This is a genomic window from Rhizorhabdus argentea (assembly GCF_037861105.1).
GTDB lineage: Bacteria > Pseudomonadota > Alphaproteobacteria > Sphingomonadales > Sphingomonadaceae > Rhizorhabdus > Rhizorhabdus argentea.
The window spans coordinates 1-20351 of the sequence record NZ_JBANFK010000003.1; the positions used below are offsets into that span (position 1 = coordinate 1).

General features: G+C 65.3%; 18 protein-coding genes. 9 read left to right on the top strand and 9 right to left on the bottom strand.

The genetic code is table 11. The annotated features are described in order from the left end of the window. The first annotated feature begins 118 nt into the window (after positions 1-118). The 5 genes from AAC645_RS02910 (at position 119) to proC (ending at position 2914) form a co-directional block, all read left to right on the top strand. Entirely contained in the window at positions 119-595 is a 477-nt protein-coding gene (locus tag AAC645_RS02910) for a DUF3592 domain-containing protein (protein WP_340313698.1), read from the top strand. A 31-nt stretch (positions 596-626) separates the two neighbouring features. After that, a complete protein-coding gene (locus AAC645_RS02915; protein WP_340313700.1) occupies positions 627-1184 on the top strand; it encodes a TspO/MBR family protein in 558 nt (185 codons plus the stop codon). Positions 1185-1221: 37 nt separating this feature from the next. Continuing rightward, a complete protein-coding gene (locus tag AAC645_RS02920; RefSeq protein WP_340313701.1) occupies positions 1222-1479 on the top strand; it encodes an accessory factor UbiK family protein in 258 nt (85 codons plus the stop codon). A 95-nt stretch (positions 1480-1574) separates the two neighbouring features. Next, the gene (locus AAC645_RS02925; RefSeq protein WP_340313702.1) at positions 1575-2087 is read left to right on the top strand and encodes a type III secretion system chaperone family protein; all 513 of its coding nucleotides are present in this window, start codon (positions 1575-1577) and stop codon (positions 2085-2087) included. 5 nt (positions 2088-2092) lie between these two features. Continuing rightward, positions 2093-2914: a pyrroline-5-carboxylate reductase gene (proC, locus tag AAC645_RS02930; RefSeq protein ID WP_340313704.1), complete on the top strand. Its 822-nt coding sequence runs from the start codon at positions 2093-2095 to the stop codon at positions 2912-2914. On the opposite strand, the gene AAC645_RS02935 is transcribed toward proC, so the two are convergent. After that, positions 2911-3900 (bottom strand): glycosyltransferase family 2 protein, encoded by a 990-nt coding sequence (locus tag AAC645_RS02935; protein ID WP_340313706.1) that lies wholly within the window; start codon positions 3898-3900, stop codon positions 2911-2913. The genes proC and AAC645_RS02935 overlap by 4 nt on opposite strands. A gap of 96 nt (positions 3901-3996) precedes the next feature. Continuing rightward, complete coding sequence (gene purB / locus AAC645_RS02940; RefSeq protein ID WP_340313707.1) at positions 3997-5295, bottom strand: adenylosuccinate lyase; 1299 nt, start codon at positions 5293-5295, stop codon at positions 3997-3999. A gap of 238 nt (positions 5296-5533) precedes the next feature. On the opposite strand from purB, the gene AAC645_RS02945 reads away from it, so the two are divergent. Continuing rightward, positions 5534-6145: an EF-hand domain-containing protein gene (locus tag AAC645_RS02945; protein ID WP_340313709.1), complete on the top strand. Its 612-nt coding sequence runs from the start codon at positions 5534-5536 to the stop codon at positions 6143-6145. Positions 6146-6196: 51 nt separating this feature from the next. Here AAC645_RS02945 and radC read toward each other — a convergent pair whose 3' ends face one another. The 4 genes from radC to AAC645_RS02965 form a co-directional block, all read right to left on the bottom strand. Further along, entirely contained in the window at positions 6197-6889 is a 693-nt protein-coding gene (gene radC, locus AAC645_RS02950) for a RadC family protein (protein WP_340313711.1), read from the bottom strand. 66 nt (positions 6890-6955) lie between these two features. Then, on the bottom strand, positions 6956-7954 hold the full coding sequence (locus AAC645_RS02955; RefSeq protein ID WP_340313712.1) for a KpsF/GutQ family sugar-phosphate isomerase: 999 nt from the start codon (positions 7952-7954) through the stop codon (positions 6956-6958). A gap of 1 nt (position 7955) precedes the next feature. Next, on the bottom strand, positions 7956-10046 hold the full coding sequence (locus AAC645_RS02960; protein ID WP_340313713.1) for a class I SAM-dependent methyltransferase: 2091 nt from the start codon (positions 10044-10046) through the stop codon (positions 7956-7958). A gap of 72 nt (positions 10047-10118) precedes the next feature. Beyond that, positions 10119-11921: a hypothetical protein gene (locus AAC645_RS02965; RefSeq protein WP_340313715.1), complete on the bottom strand. Its 1803-nt coding sequence runs from the start codon at positions 11919-11921 to the stop codon at positions 10119-10121. Positions 11922-11986: 65 nt separating this feature from the next. Here AAC645_RS02965 and AAC645_RS02970 point away from each other — a divergent pair, with 65 nt between their 5' ends. The 3 genes from AAC645_RS02970 (at position 11987) to AAC645_RS02980 (ending at position 15817) form a co-directional block, all read left to right on the top strand. Next, positions 11987-15190: an intermembrane phospholipid transport protein YdbH family protein gene (locus AAC645_RS02970; RefSeq protein ID WP_340313716.1), complete on the top strand. Its 3204-nt coding sequence runs from the start codon at positions 11987-11989 to the stop codon at positions 15188-15190. Between the two features lie 64 nt (positions 15191-15254). Continuing rightward, positions 15255-15449, top strand: coding sequence for a YnbE family lipoprotein (locus AAC645_RS02975; protein ID WP_340313717.1), 195 nt, complete (start codon positions 15255-15257; stop codon positions 15447-15449). Continuing rightward, the gene (locus AAC645_RS02980; protein ID WP_340313719.1) at positions 15446-15817 is read left to right on the top strand and encodes a YdbL family probable chaperone protein; all 372 of its coding nucleotides are present in this window, start codon (positions 15446-15448) and stop codon (positions 15815-15817) included. Before AAC645_RS02975 ends, AAC645_RS02980 begins: the two co-directional genes overlap by 4 nt. A gap of 6 nt (positions 15818-15823) precedes the next feature. Here AAC645_RS02980 and AAC645_RS02985 read toward each other — a convergent pair whose 3' ends face one another. From AAC645_RS02985 to AAC645_RS02995, 3 genes are read right to left on the bottom strand one after another with little or no spacing between them, the layout of a single operon-like run. Next, a complete protein-coding gene (locus tag AAC645_RS02985; RefSeq protein WP_340313721.1) occupies positions 15824-17545 on the bottom strand; it encodes an ATP-binding protein in 1722 nt (573 codons plus the stop codon). Next, positions 17542-18057, bottom strand: coding sequence for a YfiR family protein (locus AAC645_RS02990; RefSeq protein WP_340313722.1), 516 nt, complete (start codon positions 18055-18057; stop codon positions 17542-17544). Before AAC645_RS02990 ends, AAC645_RS02985 begins: the two co-directional genes overlap by 4 nt. Positions 18058-18107: 50 nt before the next feature. After that, the gene (locus tag AAC645_RS02995; protein WP_340313723.1) at positions 18108-20048 is read right to left on the bottom strand and encodes a TonB-dependent receptor plug domain-containing protein; all 1941 of its coding nucleotides are present in this window, start codon (positions 20046-20048) and stop codon (positions 18108-18110) included. Between the last annotated feature and the right edge of the window lie 303 nt (positions 20049-20351).

Sequence of the window (20351 nt, forward strand, 5' to 3'; positions counted from 1 at the left end):
GCGCAGCATGGGCGTGACGCCGAGCCCGATCACCGGACCCGAAGGCAATATCGAATTCCTGATGGGTGCGGTGAAGGCCGCCCCCTTGCCGTCAATGCCGATCTGAACAGGAGCGCGGATGTCTACAGCCCAGCCCCAGTCCGAACCCGCGCCACAGTTCTCCGGCCGGCCCGAAGCGGTGCAGAGCGGGTGGCTTGCGCATCTCCGCAAGCGGAAGGCCGCCTACGTGGTCGCGGCGCTGGTGGTGATCCTTACCCATGGCGCGGCCTATCTCCATCGCCGCCACAACGTCGCCATCCTGACCGACGGCGGACGCGCCGCCGCGCAGATCACCAAGTTCAAGGTGACGCGAAAGAACACATGCCACCTGACCTACCAGTTCAGGGGCCCCGATGGCCGCACGATCGTCAACCACTCGCGCAAATGCCCCGAGGGTGAGGCGCGCAGGGTCGGCGGGACGATCGCGGTCGCCTATGATCGCAAGGATCCGGCGAAGAATTTCCCGGTGGGCGCCAATCTCTGGCACCCGGCGGCGCCGCTGTTGATCTCGCTCGATTGCATCATCCTGCTGATCCTCTACGTGGTGCTGGCTTGAGCGGGCCGGACGAGACGGCGAGGAGCGGTTGATGGGACAGATCGCGTCGGCAGGACAGTTGCGGATCGCCTATATGCGCTGGGCGCTGGTGACCGTGCCGGCGATCCTGCTGCTGGGGCTGCTATCGGCTAGGATCGGCGACTCGGGCTATGGCAATGTCTGGTTCGACCGACTGGCCAAGCCTGCGATGATGCCGCCGGGCTGGGTCTTTCCGTTTGCCTGGTCGATCCTTTACATCATGATGGGCTTCGCATTGGCGATGATCCTCAACGCGCGCGGCGCGCGGGGGCGTGGCATCGCGATCCTGCTGTTCCTGGTCCAGCTGGCGCTCAATCTCTGCTGGTCGCCGGTGTTCTTCGCGATGCACCGGATCATGCTGGCGTTCGGACTGATCCTGGCGATGCTGCTATGGGCGGGCGCGGCAACCTGGCTGTTCTGGCGGATCCGGCGCGCGGCCGGGCTGTTGATGCTGCCCTATCTGGCATGGCTGATCTTTGCGGCTATGCTGAACTGGCAGGTCCACCGCCTCAATCCCAACGGGCTGACCCTTGTGCCGTCGACCGGCGATACCCAGATTATCATTCAATGACTCCGCGTGCGCGCGGCAGCAAATCGAGGAAGTGACGATGCAGTCCGAAAACCGCCTGTTCGACGATTTCGTGAAGATGGTGAACGGCGCCGCCGGGACGCTGGCCGGCGTCGGGCGCGAGGCCGAGGCTTCGATCAAGGAGCGCGCGAAGGACTGGATCGGCGGGCTCGATTTCGTCAGCCGCGAGGAATTCGAAGCGGTGAAGACGATGGCGGCGACGGCGCGCGAGGAGGTTGAGCTGCTCAAGGCGCGGCTCGATGCGCTGGTGGCGGCGAGCGGCAAGTCAAAAGGCTGACGGGCAGCTATCCACAATTTTGTGGCTGTTACGGGTTGAACTGGCTGGCGTTCCGGGCCACGGAAACATGCCTGGGCAGCGGAGTATGGCCCCTGATGAACGTGGACGACTTTGAATCCTCGCGCGACGTAAGCGCTCCGATCGACATGCTGGAACAATATTTCGCAGCACGTGGATGGGAATCCCAGCGCGCGGGCGACGAGGAGATCGTCGCGCAGTTCCAGGGTAGCTGGGCGCAATATGAGCTGCGCGCCGTGTGGCGCGACGAAGATCGCGTGCTCCAGTTTCTGGCGCTGCCGGACATTCGCGTCACCGCCGACAAGAAAGCCGCGATGTACGAGACGATCGGGCTCATCAACGAGCAGCTCTGGCTCGGCCATTTCGAGATGTGGACCAGCTCGTCGATGGTGCTGTTCCGCCATGCTGCGCTGCTCGATGCACAGGGCGAGGAGGCCGCGCTGACGCTCGACCAGGCGGAAACGCTGATCGAGACGGCGATCGACGAATGCGAGCGCTTCTATCCGGTGTTCCAGTTCGTGCTGTGGAGCGACAAGACCCCGCAGGAGGCGATCGCCGCCGCCATGATCGAGACGCAGGGCGAGGCCTGAACAGCGTGTCCGCGCCCGATGGCAGGACGAACGGCGCGCTGTGGCTGATCGGCGCCGGCAATATGGGCGGCGCGATGCTGAACGGGTGGCTCGCGGCGAGCGGCCCGAAGCGCCCGATCACGGTCATCGACCCTTTCATAGCTGGCGTTCCCGAGGGCGTGTCGCTGCGGCGTGAGATACCGGCCGGTGCGGAACAGCCCGATATATTGGTGCTCGCGGTGAAGCCGCAGCAGCTTGGCGACGTGCGGGCGGCTTTCGCCGGGAAGGCGGGGCCGCCGCGCCTTCTGCTCTCGATCCTGGCCGGCGTTGAGACGGCAACGCTGCGCGACGCTTTTTCAGCGCAGCTCACGGTGCGCGCGATGCCGAACCTGCCGGTGTCGATCGGCGAGGGCGTGACGGCGCTTTATTCCGACGATGCCGATGACGCGGCGCGGGACGAGGCTGCGGGCCTGGTGTCACCGCTCGGCCTGGTGGAGTGGATCGACGACGAGGCGCTGTTCGACGCGGTCACCGCGCTCTCCGGCTGCGGACCCGGTTTCCTGTTCCGCTTCATCGAGGCGATGGCGGAGGCCGGCGAAGCGCTGGGCCTGCCGCCCGAACAGGCGCTGCGTCTTGCGACCGCAACCGTCAAGGGTTCGGGGCTGCTCGCGGCGCGATCAGACGAAGGACCGGCGATCCTGGCCGACCGCGTCGCCAGCCCGGGCGGCAGCACGCGCGAGGGGCTGAACGTGCTGGATGACGGCGACGCGCTCAAGGCGCTGATGCGGGCCACGCTCGCGGCGTCGGCAAAGCGCAATGCCGAACTGGCGGCAGCGGCGCGCGGTTAGGTCGCGAGGTCGCGCGCGCGGTACATCAAACCGCCCGGGCCGTAATAATGCAGCAGGAAGTCGCGCCACAGCCGCGGCGGATCGTGGCGCGGCCGCCCGCGCAGCCGGGCGAGCAGGGCACCGGGCGGCGACGCCAGCAACCAGAGCAGGTTGGCGAAATGTGTCGCCGCAAGTCCATGACGGCGCAGCAGAAAGCGCGCCCGCGAGGCGAACCAGTAGCGCGGCCGGCGCAGTTTCTCGCCAGCTTCGGTGACGCCGGTGGCCTGGCCGCCGATATGAGTCACGCGGCTGGCCGGGACATGCCACGTCTCGAACCCGGCATCGGCAGCGCGCGCACAGAAATCGGTCTCCTCGAAATAGAGGAAGTAGCGCGAGTCCAGCGAACCGATCCGATCGAGCAGCGTGCCGCGGATCATGAAATGCGCGCCCGACACCCAGTCGACGCGGCAGGCGCTGTCGCCGGCGGGCACCACCACATCGTGCCGCCACAGCAGGCGGCGCAGCGGGCCGAAGTCCAGCGCAGCGGCGAACTCGCCCAGCGGCGAGTGGAAGCGAAAGGCGCTGTGCCGCACGGTGCCGTCCGGCCGCAGGCATAGCCCGCCGGCGATGCCGGCTCCTGGACGGCCCCCTAAAAAATCCACCAGCGTAGCCAGCGCGTCCGGCGCGGCGATCGTATCCGGATTCAGCAGCCAGACGAACTCCGGCGACCGACCGGTGCTCGACGCATAATGCTCGAGCCCGGCATTGTTGCCGCCGGCAAATCCAAGATTGTCGTCGAGCGCCAGCACCGAGCACAGCCCGGTATTTTCCGGCGCGATGGCGGCTTCGATGATCCCCGCCGATCCGTCGCCCGAGCCGTTGTCGACGACGAGGATCTGCGTATCGCCGCGTGCCCGCACCTCATCGAGGATCGCCCCGACCGCGCGCACCGTCAGCGCGGCGGTGCGATAGTTGACGATGAGCACCAGAATCGGCGCGAAGATCATGCGTTGCCGGTCGCTCCCTGATCCGGCTCCCGACGAGCGGCGGATGCCCGACACATGCCCGGCATCACGCCCGAAGACAATCTCGGCGCCCCGACCTCAGCCGAACACCCGCGCGAAGATCGTGTCGACATGCTTGAAGTGATAGCCGAGGTCGAACTTGTCCTCGAGCTCCTTCGCGCTCAGCTTCTCGCCGACCTGCGGATCGGCCTTGAGCAGCTCGAGCAGCGACAAGGCGCCGTCGGATTCCCACACCTTCATCGCGTTGCGCTGAACGATGCGATAAGCGTCTTCGCGACTGATCCCGGCCTGGGTCAGCGCGAGCAGCACGCGCTGCGAATGCACGAGACCGCCCATGCGGTCGAGATTCTTCTGCATCCGCGCGGGATAGACGAGCAGCTTGTCGATAACGCCGGTCAGGCGCGCCAGCGCGAAATCGAGCGTCACCGTCGCGTCCGGGCCGATCATCCGCTCGACCGACGAGTGGCTGATGTCGCGTTCATGCCACAAGGCGACATTCTCCAGCGCAGGCGTGACGAAGCCGCGCACCAGCCGTGCGAGGCCGGTCAGATTCTCGGTGAGCACCGGATTGCGCTTGTGCGGCATTGCCGACGAGCCCTTCTGGCCCGGCGAGAAATATTCCTCCGCCTCAAGGACTTCGGTGCGCTGGAGATGACGCACCTCGGTCGCCAGCCGCTCGACCGATGAGGCGATCACGCCCAGCGTCGCGAAGAACATCGCATGGCGATCACGCGGGATTACCTGGGTGGAGACCGGCTCGACCGTAAGCCCGAGCTTCTCGGCGACATATTCCTCCACGCGCGGATCGATGTTCGCGAAGGTGCCGACCGCGCCCGAGATCGCGCAGGTCGCGACATCCTTGCGCGCGGCGACCAGCCGCTCGCGGTTGCGCGCGAACTCGGCATAGGCCTGGGCGAGCTTCAGGCCGAACGTTACCGGCTCGGCGTGGATGCCATGGCTGCGGCCGATCGTCGGCGTCAGCTTATGCTCGAACGCGCGGCGCTTGAGCACCTCGAGCAGCCCATCGAGATCCGCCAGCAAAATGTCCGACGCACGGGCGAGCTGCACCGCGAGACAGGTGTCGAGAACGTCCGACGACGTCATGCCCTGGTGCATGAACCGCGCCGGTTCCCCGACATGTTCGGCGACATTGGTGAGGAAGGCGATCACATCGTGCTTCACCTCGGCTTCGATCGCGTCGATCCGGTCGACCTCGAAGGCGCCCTTTTCCCAGATCGCCTTGGCCGCTTCCTTGGGCACCACGCCGAGTTCGGCGAGCGCATCGGTCGCGTGCGCCTCGATTTCGAACCAGATGCGAAACCGTGTCTCCGGCTCCCAGATCTTGACCATTTCGGCCCGTGAATAGCGGGGAATCATCGAACGTCCTCGTCTCTAAGCTGGCAATCGACCGGGCGCCTAGCAGAGGGGGCGGACAGCGGCAATCGCGTCGGTTGCGTCCTCGCGATCACCGCAGCAACCGATTCGTCGTGGAAATGATCCGGGCGAACCGTTGCGGCCGCGGATCGGGAAACCCCGCGCAAGGTTAGGGGTTCGACCGGCTGGGGACGCTTGCGACCCGAAGGATTTGATCGATTCGCCTGTCAGGAGAGACGAGATGAACAAGTTGATACTCTTGGGCGGCGCCGCGCTGCTCGCCCTATCCGGAACCGCGATGGCGCAGACGGCTGGCAGCGAGCCCGCACCGGATGCGGCCGCTACCCCTGATGCCACCACGCCCTCTGCCACCACGCCCAATGATGCGACCGCATCGACCGGCACGCCGAATGGGTCCGCGACGGCCCCGGCAACCGGCACTCCTGGGTCTGATGCTGTCGCTCAGACAACGGCGCCGGCCGCCGATGCCGCTGCCACCACACCGGCGCCGACCGATACCGCGACCGCAGGTGCCAATGCTGCAGCGACGGCACCCGCCGCGCCTGCTACGGCCACCGCGAGCGCCGACGCCGCTGCCAAGGTCAATGCCGACTGGGCGAAATACGACACCGGCGGGAAGGGCAAGCTCACGCCGCTCGAGTTCGGCAGCTGGGTCCTCGCGGCGCGTGGCCAGGACGTGATGGCGCAGGTCGAGAAGAGCAAGACCAGCAAGCGGGCCAATCTGCCGGCGGTCAAGGTCCTCAATGCCACGGCCGGCGATTTCGCCAAGGCCGACACTGACAAGGATCACATGATCTCGCCGAACGAGCTGGCCGTTTATCTGTCGGCCTGATCGGGAAGGAGCAAACGACAGGAGGGGCGGTCTGTGGTCGCCCCGCCCCTCTTATATAAGCCCCAGCGCGCGCAGGCTCGCCTGAGCCTTTGCGCCCACGACGATGTGGTCGTGGACGCTGATCCCCAGCGGCTTGGCCGCGGCGATCAGTTCCTTCGTCAAGGCGACATCCTGTCGGCTCGGCTCGGGATCTCCCGAGGGATGGTTGTGGACAATGATCAGCGCCGCCGATCCAAGTTCCAGCGCCCGCTTGATGACCATACGGACATGGATCGCCGCCTGATCGATCGAACCCTCGGACATGAGCTCGTCGCGGATCAGCACGTTTTTGCTGTTCAAGTGTAGGACGCGCACGCGCTCGACCGCCCTGTGCGCCATGTCGGCGTGAAGATAGTTGTTCAGCGCCTGCCAGTTTGACAGGACATCGCGCTGGCTGATTTCGGTGCGGAGCAGCCGCAGCGCCGACGCCTCGGCGATCTTGAGAGCGGCGATCACGCCGTCGGTGAGGCCCGCGCGAGCCAGCGCGCCGGTATCCGCAGACAGTAGCGGGCCGAGGCCGCCGAATTCGGCAAGCAGTGCGCGCGCCATCGGCTTGGTGTCCTTGCGTGGGATCGCCAGCGCCAGCAGATATTCGATGAGTTCGTGGTCGAGCAGGGCTTCCGGCCCCCCTTCGATCAAGCGTCCTCGCAGACGGGCGCGATGGCCGCTGGCGTCGTTGGCCGGATCGGGTGGGCTGATGGTCATTGTTACACAGGCTAAACCATTTTTAGCCGGACGCCATCCTGAGCGGCTGGCTCGCCTCCGCGGCCTTCAGCTCAGGCCGAGCCGATTGAAGTCATGAATATGCACCAGACCGATCGGCACCTCCGGCGCATCATGATTCATGACGAACAGTGCGGTGATCTTCTTGGCCGTCATGATCGCCAGCGCATCTTCGGCGTATGTCCCATCGGGCACGGTCTTGGGACTGCGCGTCATCACATCGGCGGCGATGCTGATCAGCAGCCGATCGATATTGCGGCGCAAATCGCCATCGGTAATCGTGCCGATCAGGCGCCCGGCGGCATCGACGACGCCAGCGATGCCGAGGCTCTTTTCCGTCATTGTCACCAGCACGTCGCGCATCGGCGTTTCCGCGGCGACAAGCGGCAGTTGCTGGCCCGCGTGCATGATGTCGTTGACGGGCAGCAGGCGCGAACCGATTACCCCGCCGGGATGCAGCAGTTCGAGTTGCTCGCGAGAGATGCCGCGCACACTCATCGTTGCCACCGCCAGGGCATCGCCCAGCGCGAGCATCAGCGTGGTCGATGTCGTCGGTGAGATATTGAGCGGGCAGATTTCGCGCACCTTCGGCAATGTGAGGCAGGCGCTGGATATCTGGGTGATCGGTGAATCCGGCTGCGACGTGATGCCGATGATCGGGCAGCCCAGCCTCTGGGCATGATGGGTTATCGGTCGCAGTTCCGGCGTCGCGCCGGAATTGGAGAGCACGACCAGCAGATCGCCGGCGATGACCATGCCGAGATCGCCATGCGCGGCTTCGCCGGGATGTATGAAGATGGCCGGCGTCCCGGTGGAGGCGAAAGTCGCTGCCATCTTGCGTGCGATATGCCCCGACTTGCCCATGCCGCTGACGATGACCCGGCCGCGCGTCTCGACGATCAGTTCGACCGCGCGCGCGAATTGCTCGTCGAGCAGCTCGCCCAGAGTGGCGAGCGCCCGCGCTTCGACATCCAGCACGGCCCGGCCATGATCGAGAATGGCCTCGCGAGCCGAGCGTGCCGAATGGAGGCGGGCATCGTGGAGCATCTCAGGGCTTCATCGCGAACCAGGTCGGATACATCGAGTTCCAACTATCCTCGTGGCAGTCGATAACGTGGAGCTCGAGGCCGTTCTCGGCGACGAACCGGTCTACCGCAGCCATGACCAATGGCCAATCGGGCGCATAGTCGTCGCCCGCGATGATGCCGCCCCGGCGCAGCTTCGGTAACCAATCCCTGAAAGTCGCCCCGTTCAGCTCGCCATCATGGGCGTAGCCATCGACATAGATGAAATCCAACGACTCTTCGCCGAACAGATGGAGCGCTTCGTCGAAGCGCATCCGGAGGATGGCATTGCGATCGCGATAGGGACTCAGGCGCCCGATTGCCTCGCGATACTGGTCCACGCCATGCCCGCGATCTCCCGCCCACATGTCGATACTGAACAGATAGCCGACATGGTCATATTGCAATATGCGCTCCGAGAAATCACCGGCCGCAACGCCGAGCTCGACGCCGACGCCGCCTTCGCGGAACAGGGTCGCCACGTCGTCCCGCCGGGTAAAGGTCTTGGCCAGCGTCTGCAGGGTCCGGCTCATTTCCTCGTCGTAGCAGGATGCAGTCTCGGGCATCGCCTCGGAGCGATATTCCTGGCCGCGGATGTAGAAGGTCAGTGCGATCGAATTGCGCGGCTGTTCGTCGGGACCGAGTTCGTCGACGCTGTGCCAGCTTTCTTCGGTGCGTACGAAGGCATAGGCTGCGTTCGGCCTGAAGTCGTTGGTCTTGAGCCGTTCGAACCCATCGCCGGAACGCTGATGGAAGGAGGTTCCCAGATGCCGCTGCGAGTCATCCTCGGGAAGATAGAATTGCAGCGTGGCGATCTTGCTGGGCGCATCGGGATGGACGCCGATGCGATAGCCGGGATGATCGCGATAGAGGATCGGCACCGCGACGAGATCGGGCAGTTCTTCTCCGAAGCGTTCGTGGAGCGTCGGGGCAAATTTGGCGATGATCGCGTCGGCGATGGCAGGCGCGGTGAAGACCTCGATCATCGCCTCCCAGAAGGGCTGATCGTCGAGTGCGAGACGTGAAAGCGATGCGGGGGTAAGATCGAGCAGGAAGCGGGTCGGCTTGCCATCGGCACCGATCGCATCGGGATGATCGATCGGGTCGAGCGCCTCGTCCCCGGGCAGGCGCGACAGCAGTTCGCGATAGACATTGGCGGGCAGCATATCCTCCATGAAGATATTGCCGCTGGGTGCAGGATCGACCCGTGCAGCCGCGATCCGGTCGACGATCCGCTCGATGATCGCATCGGTCGTCACCGGCTCGTCTTCAGCGACCGGCTGCCGCATGATTGCGCCGATCCGGGCGGCAAGCGCCACAGGGTCGCGATGGAATAGATAGTTGAGCACGTCGCGCGTTTCGGGCGTCGCGAAGGCCGCATTCTGCTGCTTGTGGATGAAGTGCAGCCCGGCGCCTTCGAGGATCGCGGTGACCGCCGCCACTTGCGCCGCATCGCTCTCGATCAATTCGATCGATACCGACCGCAGCTTTTCGCTGGCCAGCGTCGCCCGCGCGCCTTTCACGATCGCGAGTTCGATGCCGTCGACATCGATCTTCAAGTGGGTCGGTATCTCCACGCCGAAGTCAGCGACGAAGCCGTCGATGTCATAGCCGATCATCCCCTGGCGAAAAGCCGGCTCGAACGGCTGGCCGCGAAAGTCCAGCGCTGCTCCGAAGTTGCTCATCGACGTGCCGATATCGAGGCTCGCCAGGTTCATTTCCGCTATCGACTTGCCCTCGGCGAAGGCCAGGCAGAGCGGAGTCACCAGATCCTGCAGCCCATTGGCGGCGATGGTGATGCAGAATTGATGATAATTGGCGAAATGCGGTTCGAACGCCACGGTCCGGATGCCGCGCGCGCCCGCGTAGATGCTGTAGATGCCGACATTGGCGCCGACATCCCAGAAGGTTTCGCCCGGCTGGAAGGTGTCGATCCAGGCGATCGTCTCCGGTTCCTTGTCGAGCAACGTGTCGTAGCGCCAGCCGGCACCCTGTTCGGCATAATGGATCAGATGGCCATTGGCGTTGAGCGTCTTGAAGCCCGCCGCAGCGAGATCCTTGGCCATGACGTGCATCGATCAATCTCCCATCGCCGGTCGCGCTGGCGTAATGCGAATTGCTGAAGCCTTCGTTAACCATGTTCGGAGTCAGGCTGCGCGCAGCCGCTCATTCTCGCGCTCCAGGTCGCGCGCCCACGAAGCCAGGCCGAAGCGCCTTATGTCGACCTGCCGCCAGAACAGGCCGGGGTCGCGATGCCACAGATCGAAGTGCGCAACCGCGTTGGCGCATTGCGATCCCATGTCGATCACTTCGGCCAACTCGGTCAGGTAGAAGGGCAGGGGCCGATCGGCCGTGCCGATCTGGATCTCGTGCGGGAAGGCGGCAGCCTTGAGCGCTGCGTCGACGCCGTGCTGGAAGCGGGCGAGCGCGGTCTGGCTGTCGCCATCTGCCAGGCACAGCCGCGCTTCATAGAAGGATGCGGCGATGGCCTTTGTCGCCAGCAGCGGCGAAAAGGCCTGCCATTCGCCCTCGGCGGCGGCGCGATACCAGCGCCTAGCGGCATCGCGCTCGCCGATCAGCTCGCTGAGCCGGCCCGCCAGGAAGGCCAGCGAGATCCGCCAGCGCCGGACATGTGCCGGCGTGTCCTCGCGGAGTGGCTGTTCGGTGTAAGCGAGGATCAGCGGCAGGATCGAGGGCACCAGATTGTCGAGCCGCAGTTCGAGCACCCGATAGCCGAGCACGGCGATCGCCGCTCCCCGGTCCGCCGAATCTTCGCGCGAATCCTCGATCACGCATTCAGCGAGCCGGGCGAGCTTCATGTCGTCGCTCAGCCTTTCGCCCATCTGCACCATCGAACGGTAGAGATAGGGATTGTCATAGGCGGCGCCGAAATCCACCAGCGCGGGCTGCGGAGCGGCCGCTTTCGGGAAAGCCGGATGATCATATTCGGCCGCCCGGCCCTCGCCCATCAGCGGGTTCGCGGAGGCGACCAGGAGCAACCATTCGGTGTCGACGGACTGGTCGAGCGCGACCGGGAACAGCGCGTGCGGGCCTTCGGGATTGGGGCTGACCGGCATCTGGACATAGCGCATCTCCGGCAGGAAGTGCTCGGATACCGCTTCGATCAATGCCGCCCAGTCGCACGGTCGGCTGCTATCGGCCTTGCCCTGCCGAAAGCCGAGGATCAGCCGTCCATCGAACTTCAGGACGCGGGCATAGTCGTCGAGCCGCGCTATCCAGTCGGCCGGCACTGCCGGCTCCAGGGCGACGATGAGGTCGAGCGAATTGTCCGCAACCCGGGCAAGATCGGCGTCGACACGGTCGATATCGCGGCGCCCGCTCCAGTGGCCCGGCTTCGGCGGCGCGGCGACACGCATTATCGATCCGGCCCGGGACAACGACATCAGTACGGCCGCGCCATCCGCCGATCCGATGCCATCTATCAGCACATGATCGCCGGGCCGGACGTGATTGGCCGCCATCGCGTAGCGTGCGATGGTCGCATCGGCCTCGACGCTGCCCTTCTGCAATTCGCCGGCGCCGCCGTGCGGCGCGCGCTGATAATAGCTGATCACCGGCAGCGCCTGTGCCGACCAGCCGGGATATTCGCCCAACGTCATCCCGCCGGAATGGCGCTGCCACCCGGCATCGAACAAGGCGCGCTCCAGCGAGCGTCGGTCATGCCCCGCCGACTGAAGGACAAGGGCGTTCATCCGCTTGAACGGACGAAGGGCATTCGCGAAAGACATTTTCGGCGCAGCATCGATCCAGCTCAGGAAGCCGGCGGTGGGGTTGTTGCCAGCTGGCAAGGCTCCGCCGGTCGGCAGGTCGACCAGTTCGCATCCCATCAGGGCCAGCTCACGCGCCAGTTCGAGATGAGCCGCCTGGTCCAGTGCGATCCGGCAAGGACCCAATCGCTGGATGATTGCGTTGGCACATTGAATGGTCACTCGCTTCTCCCTGAACCTTGGGCGTTCGCCAGGTCGCTGCCGGATTAGGCCGCAAGCGTTGAGGGTTGGTTAACCATGTTCGCCGCGGGATCGGCGGGGTGACGCGCGCCGAACGACAGGGTAAGCGTCGCGCGATGGAGGAAGCTCTAAGACGTCGTTCGCGCCTTTTGCTTGCCGCTGGCCTGGGTAGCCTGGCGCTTGCTGGCGGGGCCGTCTGGTTGTGGAGCGAGCGAACGCCGATCGCGACATCCTATATCGACGATGCGCTCAAAGCTCGCGCTGTGCCTGCCAGCTATCGCCTTGCGCATGTCGGCTTCCGCACGCACCGCATCGAGCACATCCGTATCGGCGATCCCGGGCATCCGGATCTGGTCGCCGACTGGGCCGAGGTCGAGCTGGCGGTCGGGTTGACGGGCGTGAGGGTCAGCGCTGTCGATGCCGGTGGGGTGCGCCTGCGCGGCCGGTTGGCCGATGGCAAGCTGTCGCTCGGGGCGATCGACCGGTTGCTGCCGGCGACCAGCACCGGCCAGCCTTTCGCTCTCCCCAATATCCGGCTGACCGCCCGCGCTATCCGGCTGGATCTCGCCACGCCGCAGGGTCTCGTCCGGGCCACCCTCGACGGCAAGGGCAATCTCCACGATGATTTCGGCGGCAGGCTTCGCGTCGCTTCGGATGGATTGGCCGCCGGTCGCTGTGCCATCCTTGCCCCCGTCGCGGAGCTCACCCTCGCCGTCGACGCAGGTCGGCCGCGTGTCCGTGGCCCGGTCGAAGCGAGTTCGGTCACATGCCCCGATGTCAGGCTGGTCGCGCCGCGGTTGGCAATCGACGCCCAGGGAGACGCCGATCTGGCCCGCTGGCGTGGCGACGTCGACTTCCAGCGCGGACAACTCGCGGCATTTCAGGCCGATATAGCCCGGCTTGGCGGCCGGCTCAGGTTCGACGCTGCGGCGCGGCAGGTCTCCGGCAGGGGCGATCTCCGAGCCGATCAGGTCAGACATGCCAGCGGGACGATCGGACGAGCCGCCCTTCTCGGATCCTACCGCTTCGATCCGGCGACGCGCCGCGCCGCGGTCGATGGCGATCTCAAGGTTTCGCAGGCCCGGCTGGACTCCGCCCTGGCCGATCGTCTGGCGCGTCTGTCGGCTGGTGCCGCTGGAACGCCGATCGGCCCCATATTGGCTGCCTGGGGGCGGGCGGCCCTGCAAGCCGGGCGCAACATCGATGGATCGGCGCGGTTCGCGCTGGACCATGCGCCAGAAGGCGGCGCGTTGCGGATCGAGCGAATCGACGCATCGGCATTTGGCGGCGGGAGGCTGGCGATCCGCGCCGATCGGGCGGAGGGACTGGGCTGGCGCTGGCCCGAGGCCCGCCCCGTCGTCAACGGCAGCCTGGAACTGACCGGCGGCAGCCTTCCGGATATTTCGATGAGCCTGCGGCAGGAAGCACCGGGGGCGCCGCTCGCGGGTTCTGCGACGATCGCTCCCTATCGGGCCGGCGATGCGCTGTTGCGGCTGGCACCCCTGCGTTTCGGGGCCCGGCGCCAGGGCGTGACCGGCATAGTCACGCGCATGACACTCGATGGCCCGCTCGCCGACGGCCGGATCGAGGGACTCGATCTGCCGATCTCGGTCGCCATTGGCCGCAACGGCAGCTTCGCGGTCAACGGCGACTGCGCGCCACTCGGCTTCGCCCGCCTGGCCATCGCCGGCACTGTCATCGCCAACACACGCCTTCCCTTGTGCCCCGCAGGCGGCGCCCTTGTCGGGCGGCGGGCTGGCGGTGCGCTGTACGGCGGGGCCAGCATCGCAGCGCCACGGCTGCGCGGGCGTGTCGGCGATCAGCCCCTGACGATGGCGGCCCGCTCCCTGGCGGTCGGCATAGGCCGGCCTGGCTTCCGGATCGATACGCTGGCGATACGACTGGGCGATCCGGCGTCGCCGACGCGGCTCGACGTCGCAACCCTCGGCGGGTCAGCGGGGTCGAAAGGATTCTCCGGCCGTTTCGATGGCGCGTCGGGCAAGATCGGCGCAGTGCCTCTCCTGATCTCAAGCGGCACCGGTGATTGGCGGCTGGCATCGAGCGAGCTTGTTCTCGGCGGGGCCGTGAAGGTCGAGGACGCAGAGCAGGCGTCGCCGCGTTTCCACCAGCTCGCCGCCAACGATGTCCACCTGACGCTGAAAAACGGGCGCATCGGCGCCACCGCTACCTTGCGCGAACCGCGATCCTCCTCCGCCGTGGCACGCGTGACGATCCGCCATGATCTGTCGAGCGGGGCCGGCGATGCCCTGCTCGATGTCGCCGATCTGCGCTTCGGCAACGCGCTCCAGCCGGAGGCGGTGACGCCGCTCACGCTCGGCATGATCGCCAATGTCGAGGGCGCCGTGACGGGGCAGGGGCGCATCCGCTGGTCGGGCGGCAATGTCACCAGCGATGGCGACTTCCGGACGGAGAAGCTCGATTTCGCAGCCGCCTTCGGCCCGGTGACCGGCCTCAAGGGATCGATCCACTTCACCGATCTGCTCGGTCTCGTGACGGCGCCTGACCAACGGGTGACGATCGCCGAGGTTAATCCGGGCATCGCCGTCAACGACGGCACGGTCCGCTACCGTCTGCTGCCCGATCGCAGGCTGGCGGTCGAAGGCGGGGTGTGGCCATTCGCGGGCGGAACGCTCGCGTTGGAACCCTCGGTGCTCGACATGGGCCAGCCGGTCGCCCGTCGCTTGACCTTCCGTATCACCGGGCTCGACGCCGCGACCTTCGTCCAGCAGCTCGAGTTCAAGAATATCGCCGTCACCGGCAAGTTCGATGGCGTGCTGCCGATCGTCTTCGACGCCCGCGGTGGCCGCATCGAAAATGGCGCGCTGACGGTTCGGCCCGGCGGGGGGACGCTCTCCTATGTCGGCGACGTCACCAATGCCGATCTCGGCCGGATTGCGCGGATCGCCTTCGATGCGCTCAAGTCGATGCGCTACGACCGGCTGACCATAGACCTGAACGGCGATCTCGATGGCGAGATCGTCAGCAAGGTCCGCTTCGACGGCACCAACGACAAGCCCGAGCAAACCGCCAAATCCGGCGGGATCGTCGGGCACCTGCTCGCGCCGGTCACCCGGCTCCCGTTCCGCTTCAACATAACCATCACCGCGCCGTTCCGCGGGCTGGTCAATTCGGCGCAGACCTTCATCGATCCCTCGATCGTGCTCCGCAACGCCACCTCAGGCGCCGTCGAGGCGGCGCCTGCCCCGCCGACCCCCATTCAGCCCCGGTAAAGCGAGATCATGCGATGAACACCCCGACATTGACGACGAAGCGTTGCAATGCGAGCCTCAGGCCATGAACAAGATGGTCCCTGCGCCTTATGGCGCTCTGGTGTTCGCGTTGATGCTGCCAGGTTGTATCCAGGTCTCCGCGCCCGACAAGCCGATCGAGATCAACCTGAACGTCAACGTCAAGCAGGAGGTGGTCGTTCGGCTTCAGAAGGATGCCGAGGATTTCATCGCCAACAATCCGGAGCTGTTTCCGCAATGATGAAGCTTTCCAATATCATCGCTGTCGCTGCGGCCCTCGCTGTGGCCGCACCCGTGCTCGCCGCCGATCCGATCGTCGAATCGGCGCTATCGAACGGCACGGTCGGCGAGCAATGGGACGGCTATCTCGGTTTTGTCGCGGCGCCCTCGGCCGATCTGAAGGCTGCGGTCGACGCGATCAACATCAAGCGCCGCGCGGGCTACACCCAGATCGCGGCCGCCCGGAATGTCACCGTCGACCAGTTCGCGCAGACCACCGCCTGCTCGACCTTGCGCGCGGTCAAGCCCGGCCAAGCCTATAAGCTGAAGGATGGCGGCTGGCGCAAACGGCAGGGATCGGAATCGATCACCCCGGATTATTGCGGCTAAACCCGCTCAGTGCAGCGCCGTGGCCATTGCTTCGTCGACGGCCACGGCAAGGGTTTCCATTCGATAGGGCTTGCGGACGACCGGAAAACCCTGCGACCCCGCTGCGATGATCCGGTCGCTATGGCCCGTCGTCAATATGATCGGTAGCTTCGGGCGGCGTGACTGAAGGGCGCTGGCAAGTTCCAGCCCGCTCATCCCGGGCATGACGACATCGCTGAAGACGATGTCGAACTGGTCGCCCTCATCGGCTATGTTCAGTGCTTCGGGGCCGTTGCGGGCGCGCACCACCGCGTGACCGAGCTCGCCGAGCAGGCTTTCCGCCAAATCGCCGACCTCGTCATTATCCTCGACCAGCAGCACGCGGCCGCAATTCTTTTGCGCGGCCAACGGCCGAGCGGTCGGCGCCCGCTGTGGCAGCGGCTTTTTGCTTGCCGGTAGCAGCATCGAAAGAGTGGTGCCCTTGCCAGCGACGCTGTCTATCCGCGCTTCGCCACCCGATTGCGCGGCAAAGCCATAGACCTGGCTGAGGCCCAGTCCGGTGCCCTTGCCTATTACCTTGGTGGTGAAGAATGGCTCGAAAACATGGGCGAGCTGATCCGGCGCGATCCCGATGCCGCTATCTTCTATTGCAACCACCACGGCCCGCTCGCGCCCCTCGGCTTCCTCGGGCGTCGCGTTGCGCGTGCGGATCGTCACTTCGCCGCCGTCGGGCATGGCGTCCCGGGCGTTGACGACGATGTTGAGGAGCGCCGCTTCGAACTGCCCGGGATCGACCTCGACCGGCAGCAGCGCTTTTTCGAGATGCGTGTTGAGGATGATGTTCGGGCCGAGCGTGGGCTGAAGCATCACCAGCATCTTCAATATGCTGGTGTTGAGATCGAGAAGCTCGGGCTTGAGCGGCTGCCTGCGCGCGAAGGCCAGCAGTTGCCCGGTCAGCAGCGCGCCCTGCGCCGATGCGTCGATGATCGTCTTGGTGAATCGCATGTGGCGATCTTCGGACAGGCCCGGCCGCTGCAACATCTCCGCCGAGCCCTGGATCACCGTCAGCAGGTTGTTGAAATCATGGGCGACGCCACCAGTCAACTTGCCGAGCGCCTGCATCTTCTGTGCCTCGCGGAGCTGCTGCTCGGTGCGGCTGCGCTCCTCCATCTGGAACTGGAGCTCACGGTTGGCCTCCGCAAGCGTCTGGTTGACACGGCGCAGCGCCGCCTGGCCATAGCCGAGAACCGCCAGGATCAGCGATGTCATCACCACCAGGAGCACGATCATCGCATAACGCGCGATCCGGCGTGACAATGGCTCGATATCGCCTGCGAGGAAGACCGTGCCGATCCTCGTGCCGCTTCGCATCACAGGTACGGTGACCTGGATCGGCACGCTGTCCGACGATCGAATATCCGAGAAGCGCGTGGGCAGCAGCGTCGGCGAGCGGGCATAGCCGGCGAACCGGCTGCCGGTCGAATCATAGACGCCCGCCGCCAATGTTTGCGGGCTGACCCGTAGCGCATCGGTGGACTCCTGCGCTGCGGCCTGATCCTGGAAGTCGAGCGCGGCGGTGACGCTTGCCGCCAATATCTCCCCCTGTATCTGGGCAGCGTTCTGCCGTCCTTCCCGATAGTTCTGCTCGTTCTGGAAGATGATCCACAAGCCGGCGCTCAGCAGCAACAGAACGGTTAGCGACACCAGCATCGTCAGGGCTCGACGGCTGAGCGTGGGCAACTGGCTCATGACTGCCGCACACGCGATTTGACGCTGAGCGCGAGGCTCAGCAGGCGGGCGCTGATCGACAGGTTGCTGCGCGCCGCCAGGGCATCGTCGATGTGGAAGCGTACACGACCATCTTTCAGTTCGAAATGCACCATGCCGCGTCCGCTGCCCAGGCTGGCATCGGTGACGGTCAGGATCGGCTGTCCGCGTAGCGCCTCCTGCATGGCGGCGACGCTTTGCTTGGCCGACCCGCCGAGAAAGGCGACATGACAGCTGGCGGCACCTGCTGTGCTATCCAGCCGGCGCACCAGAAGCGCATGCTGATCGACATGCTGGCCGGCAACGGCTGCGTCGACATCGGTGCCGAAGGGGTCGCGGCCGATTATGCACAGCTCAAGGGGATCGGCGGTTGCTCCAAGGGCACTTGGCGGCCAGTTCACATAGGCAGCGAACTTGGGAAGGAAGGCGGCCTTGACCTGAGCCTCGAGCGATTTCGGCGCCGCATCGGCCGCGGCGAGGCTGCCGGCAGCCACTAGGAGACCGAGGCAACGGCCGAGGCGCTGAAGATTTCCGCCGCGGAGTTTCACAATCGCCACTGCGCGGCGAGGAAAACGCTTCGTCTTACTTCAACGCCCACGGGGCCCACCTGCAGGGTGTTGGTCGTGGTGCCGAACTCGGCATGATAGGCGTGAAGGAGGTTGGAGCCGGTCAGCGAAAATTCGAGATTGTCCGAAGCCGCCCAGGCGATCCTGGCGCCGAGCTCGACATAAGCGGGCGACGGGGGCGCGGGCAATGCGCCGATCCGGCGGAGGTCGAGATCCAGCAGGACGCCCCGGCCCAGGTCCATGGTGGAGCGTAAAGAGAGCTGATATTTCGGATCGTTGCCGGCAATCTGCAGCCCGCCCAGGCCGGGATCGCCTCGCTTGAAGCGCAGGTCCTTGTGCAGCCAGTTCGCGCCAGCGGCGAGGCGCCACCAGCTGTTTGCGCGATAGTTCGCCCACGCTTCAACGCCGTAGGTTTCTCCCTCCATGCCGTTTTCGAACGTCAGTGGAAAGCCGCCATTGGTGGGCTCGGCACTGCGCAGGTCCGAATAGACATTGTAGAAGGACGAGACCGAGAAGGAGAGGCCCGCCAGCGGTTGTGAGCGATAGCCGAGTTCATAGGCGGTCACCTTGACGGGCTGCATATTGCCTCCGGTTATCGCAACGAGCGAGCCGATCCGCTGCGTGACGTCCCGATCGAGGCGGGACGGCACGCGTACGGCGCGCGATGCGGCAAGCCAGAGCAGGCTATCGTCGGCCATCGTCCAGGAGAGGCGCAGGTTCGGCATCAGCTCGATGCCCGTATATGGCTCATGCTCCATCTTCAGGCCGACCGTGAGTTTAAGCCTGTCGGTAAGCGAAACAGAATCCTGCAGGAAAAGATTCCAGAGCGTGAGCGTACGGCTCTGAGGAATGAACTGCACGGCTTGAGTCTCGGAAAGAACGGTCGGAAAATCGTCCTTCATGGCGCGGTATCCACCGCCCGCGACGAGGGCATGGCCGCCGAGAGTGAGGTTATACTGCGCCTGGAGATCGTAGCTATCGAGGTGGTTTGCGAACCGGTTGGGCACCGAAAAATCGATATGGTCGTAATAGGCCTGGAGCTGCAGGCTCGAATCGCTGCCCATCGCCCGTGTCCATCGGGCGATCAGATTGTGGCCGCTGATATCCGATTTCGCACTACTGAGTTGCTGCTCCGATCCCTCATAGATGTCGCCCTGGACGGTGATCACGTCATCGGCCGACTGCCAATCGGCCCGAAAACCGCCCTGCACCTTGTTCCAGGCATCGCGCGCCTTTGCGCCTGTGCCGGTGCGGTTCTTGTTGCGCTGTTTGAAGCCGCCGACATAGGCACGGTAGCTCAGCTCGTCGGTCAGTTTGCCGCCATATTGCAGCCGGCCTTCGATTACGGTGTTGCCTCCCCCGATCTCGGCCGTCGCTCCCGGCGTGTCGCTCGATTTTTTGGTGATGATATTGATCACGCCGTTGACGGCATTGGCGCCCCATAGAGTGCCGCCCGGGCCGCTGATCACTTCGATCCGCTCGATATCGTCGGGTGGGACTTCCTGCAGGTCCCAGTTCACGCTCGATGAAAAGGGCGTGTAGATGCTGCGTCCATCGACCAGCACCAGCAGCTTGTCGGAGGCGCCGGCGTTGAAGCCGCGCGCCGAGATCGCGTAGCGATTGGCGTTGATCTGCGCCACCTGGAGGTTCGGTGCGAGGCGCAACATCTCCGGAAGGCGCCGGGCGCCGGATCGCAATATGTCGTCATGGGTGATGACGTAGATCGCTGCCGGAGCGTTGCTCAGCGGCTCGGCGCGTTTGGAAACCGAGGTCACCTCGATCTGGGCTAGTTCCTCGATCGACAGACTGTTGAGATCGAGCGCTGCCTCGGCGGTTGTCGAGATGAAGGGCAGGCAAGCGAGCACTGCCGTCCAGGCACATGTCCGCTGTGAAATTCGCCGTCCGTCACCCGACCGCATGTGGCTCCAGCCCCCTTGTCCTGGATGTCCCACCACCGTGATGCCCACTAGCGATCAGCGACATCAAGCCACGGAAAACACGTAGGTTGCGGGATGTCCGGGGGCACAGGCGGGCTTTTTGCGAACGCCTGGTTTTTTGCGGTCGTTCAGATATTGTAACGGTTATTGGGCGTCATGCCTCGCCTCCCACATCGTCATCCCGACGAAAGTCGGGACCCATAGCCGCACCGAAGACGGATATGAGGATGCAGTCCGGCATTTTCCTCTCATCTCAGCGCGTATAGGTCCCGACTTTCGTCGCAA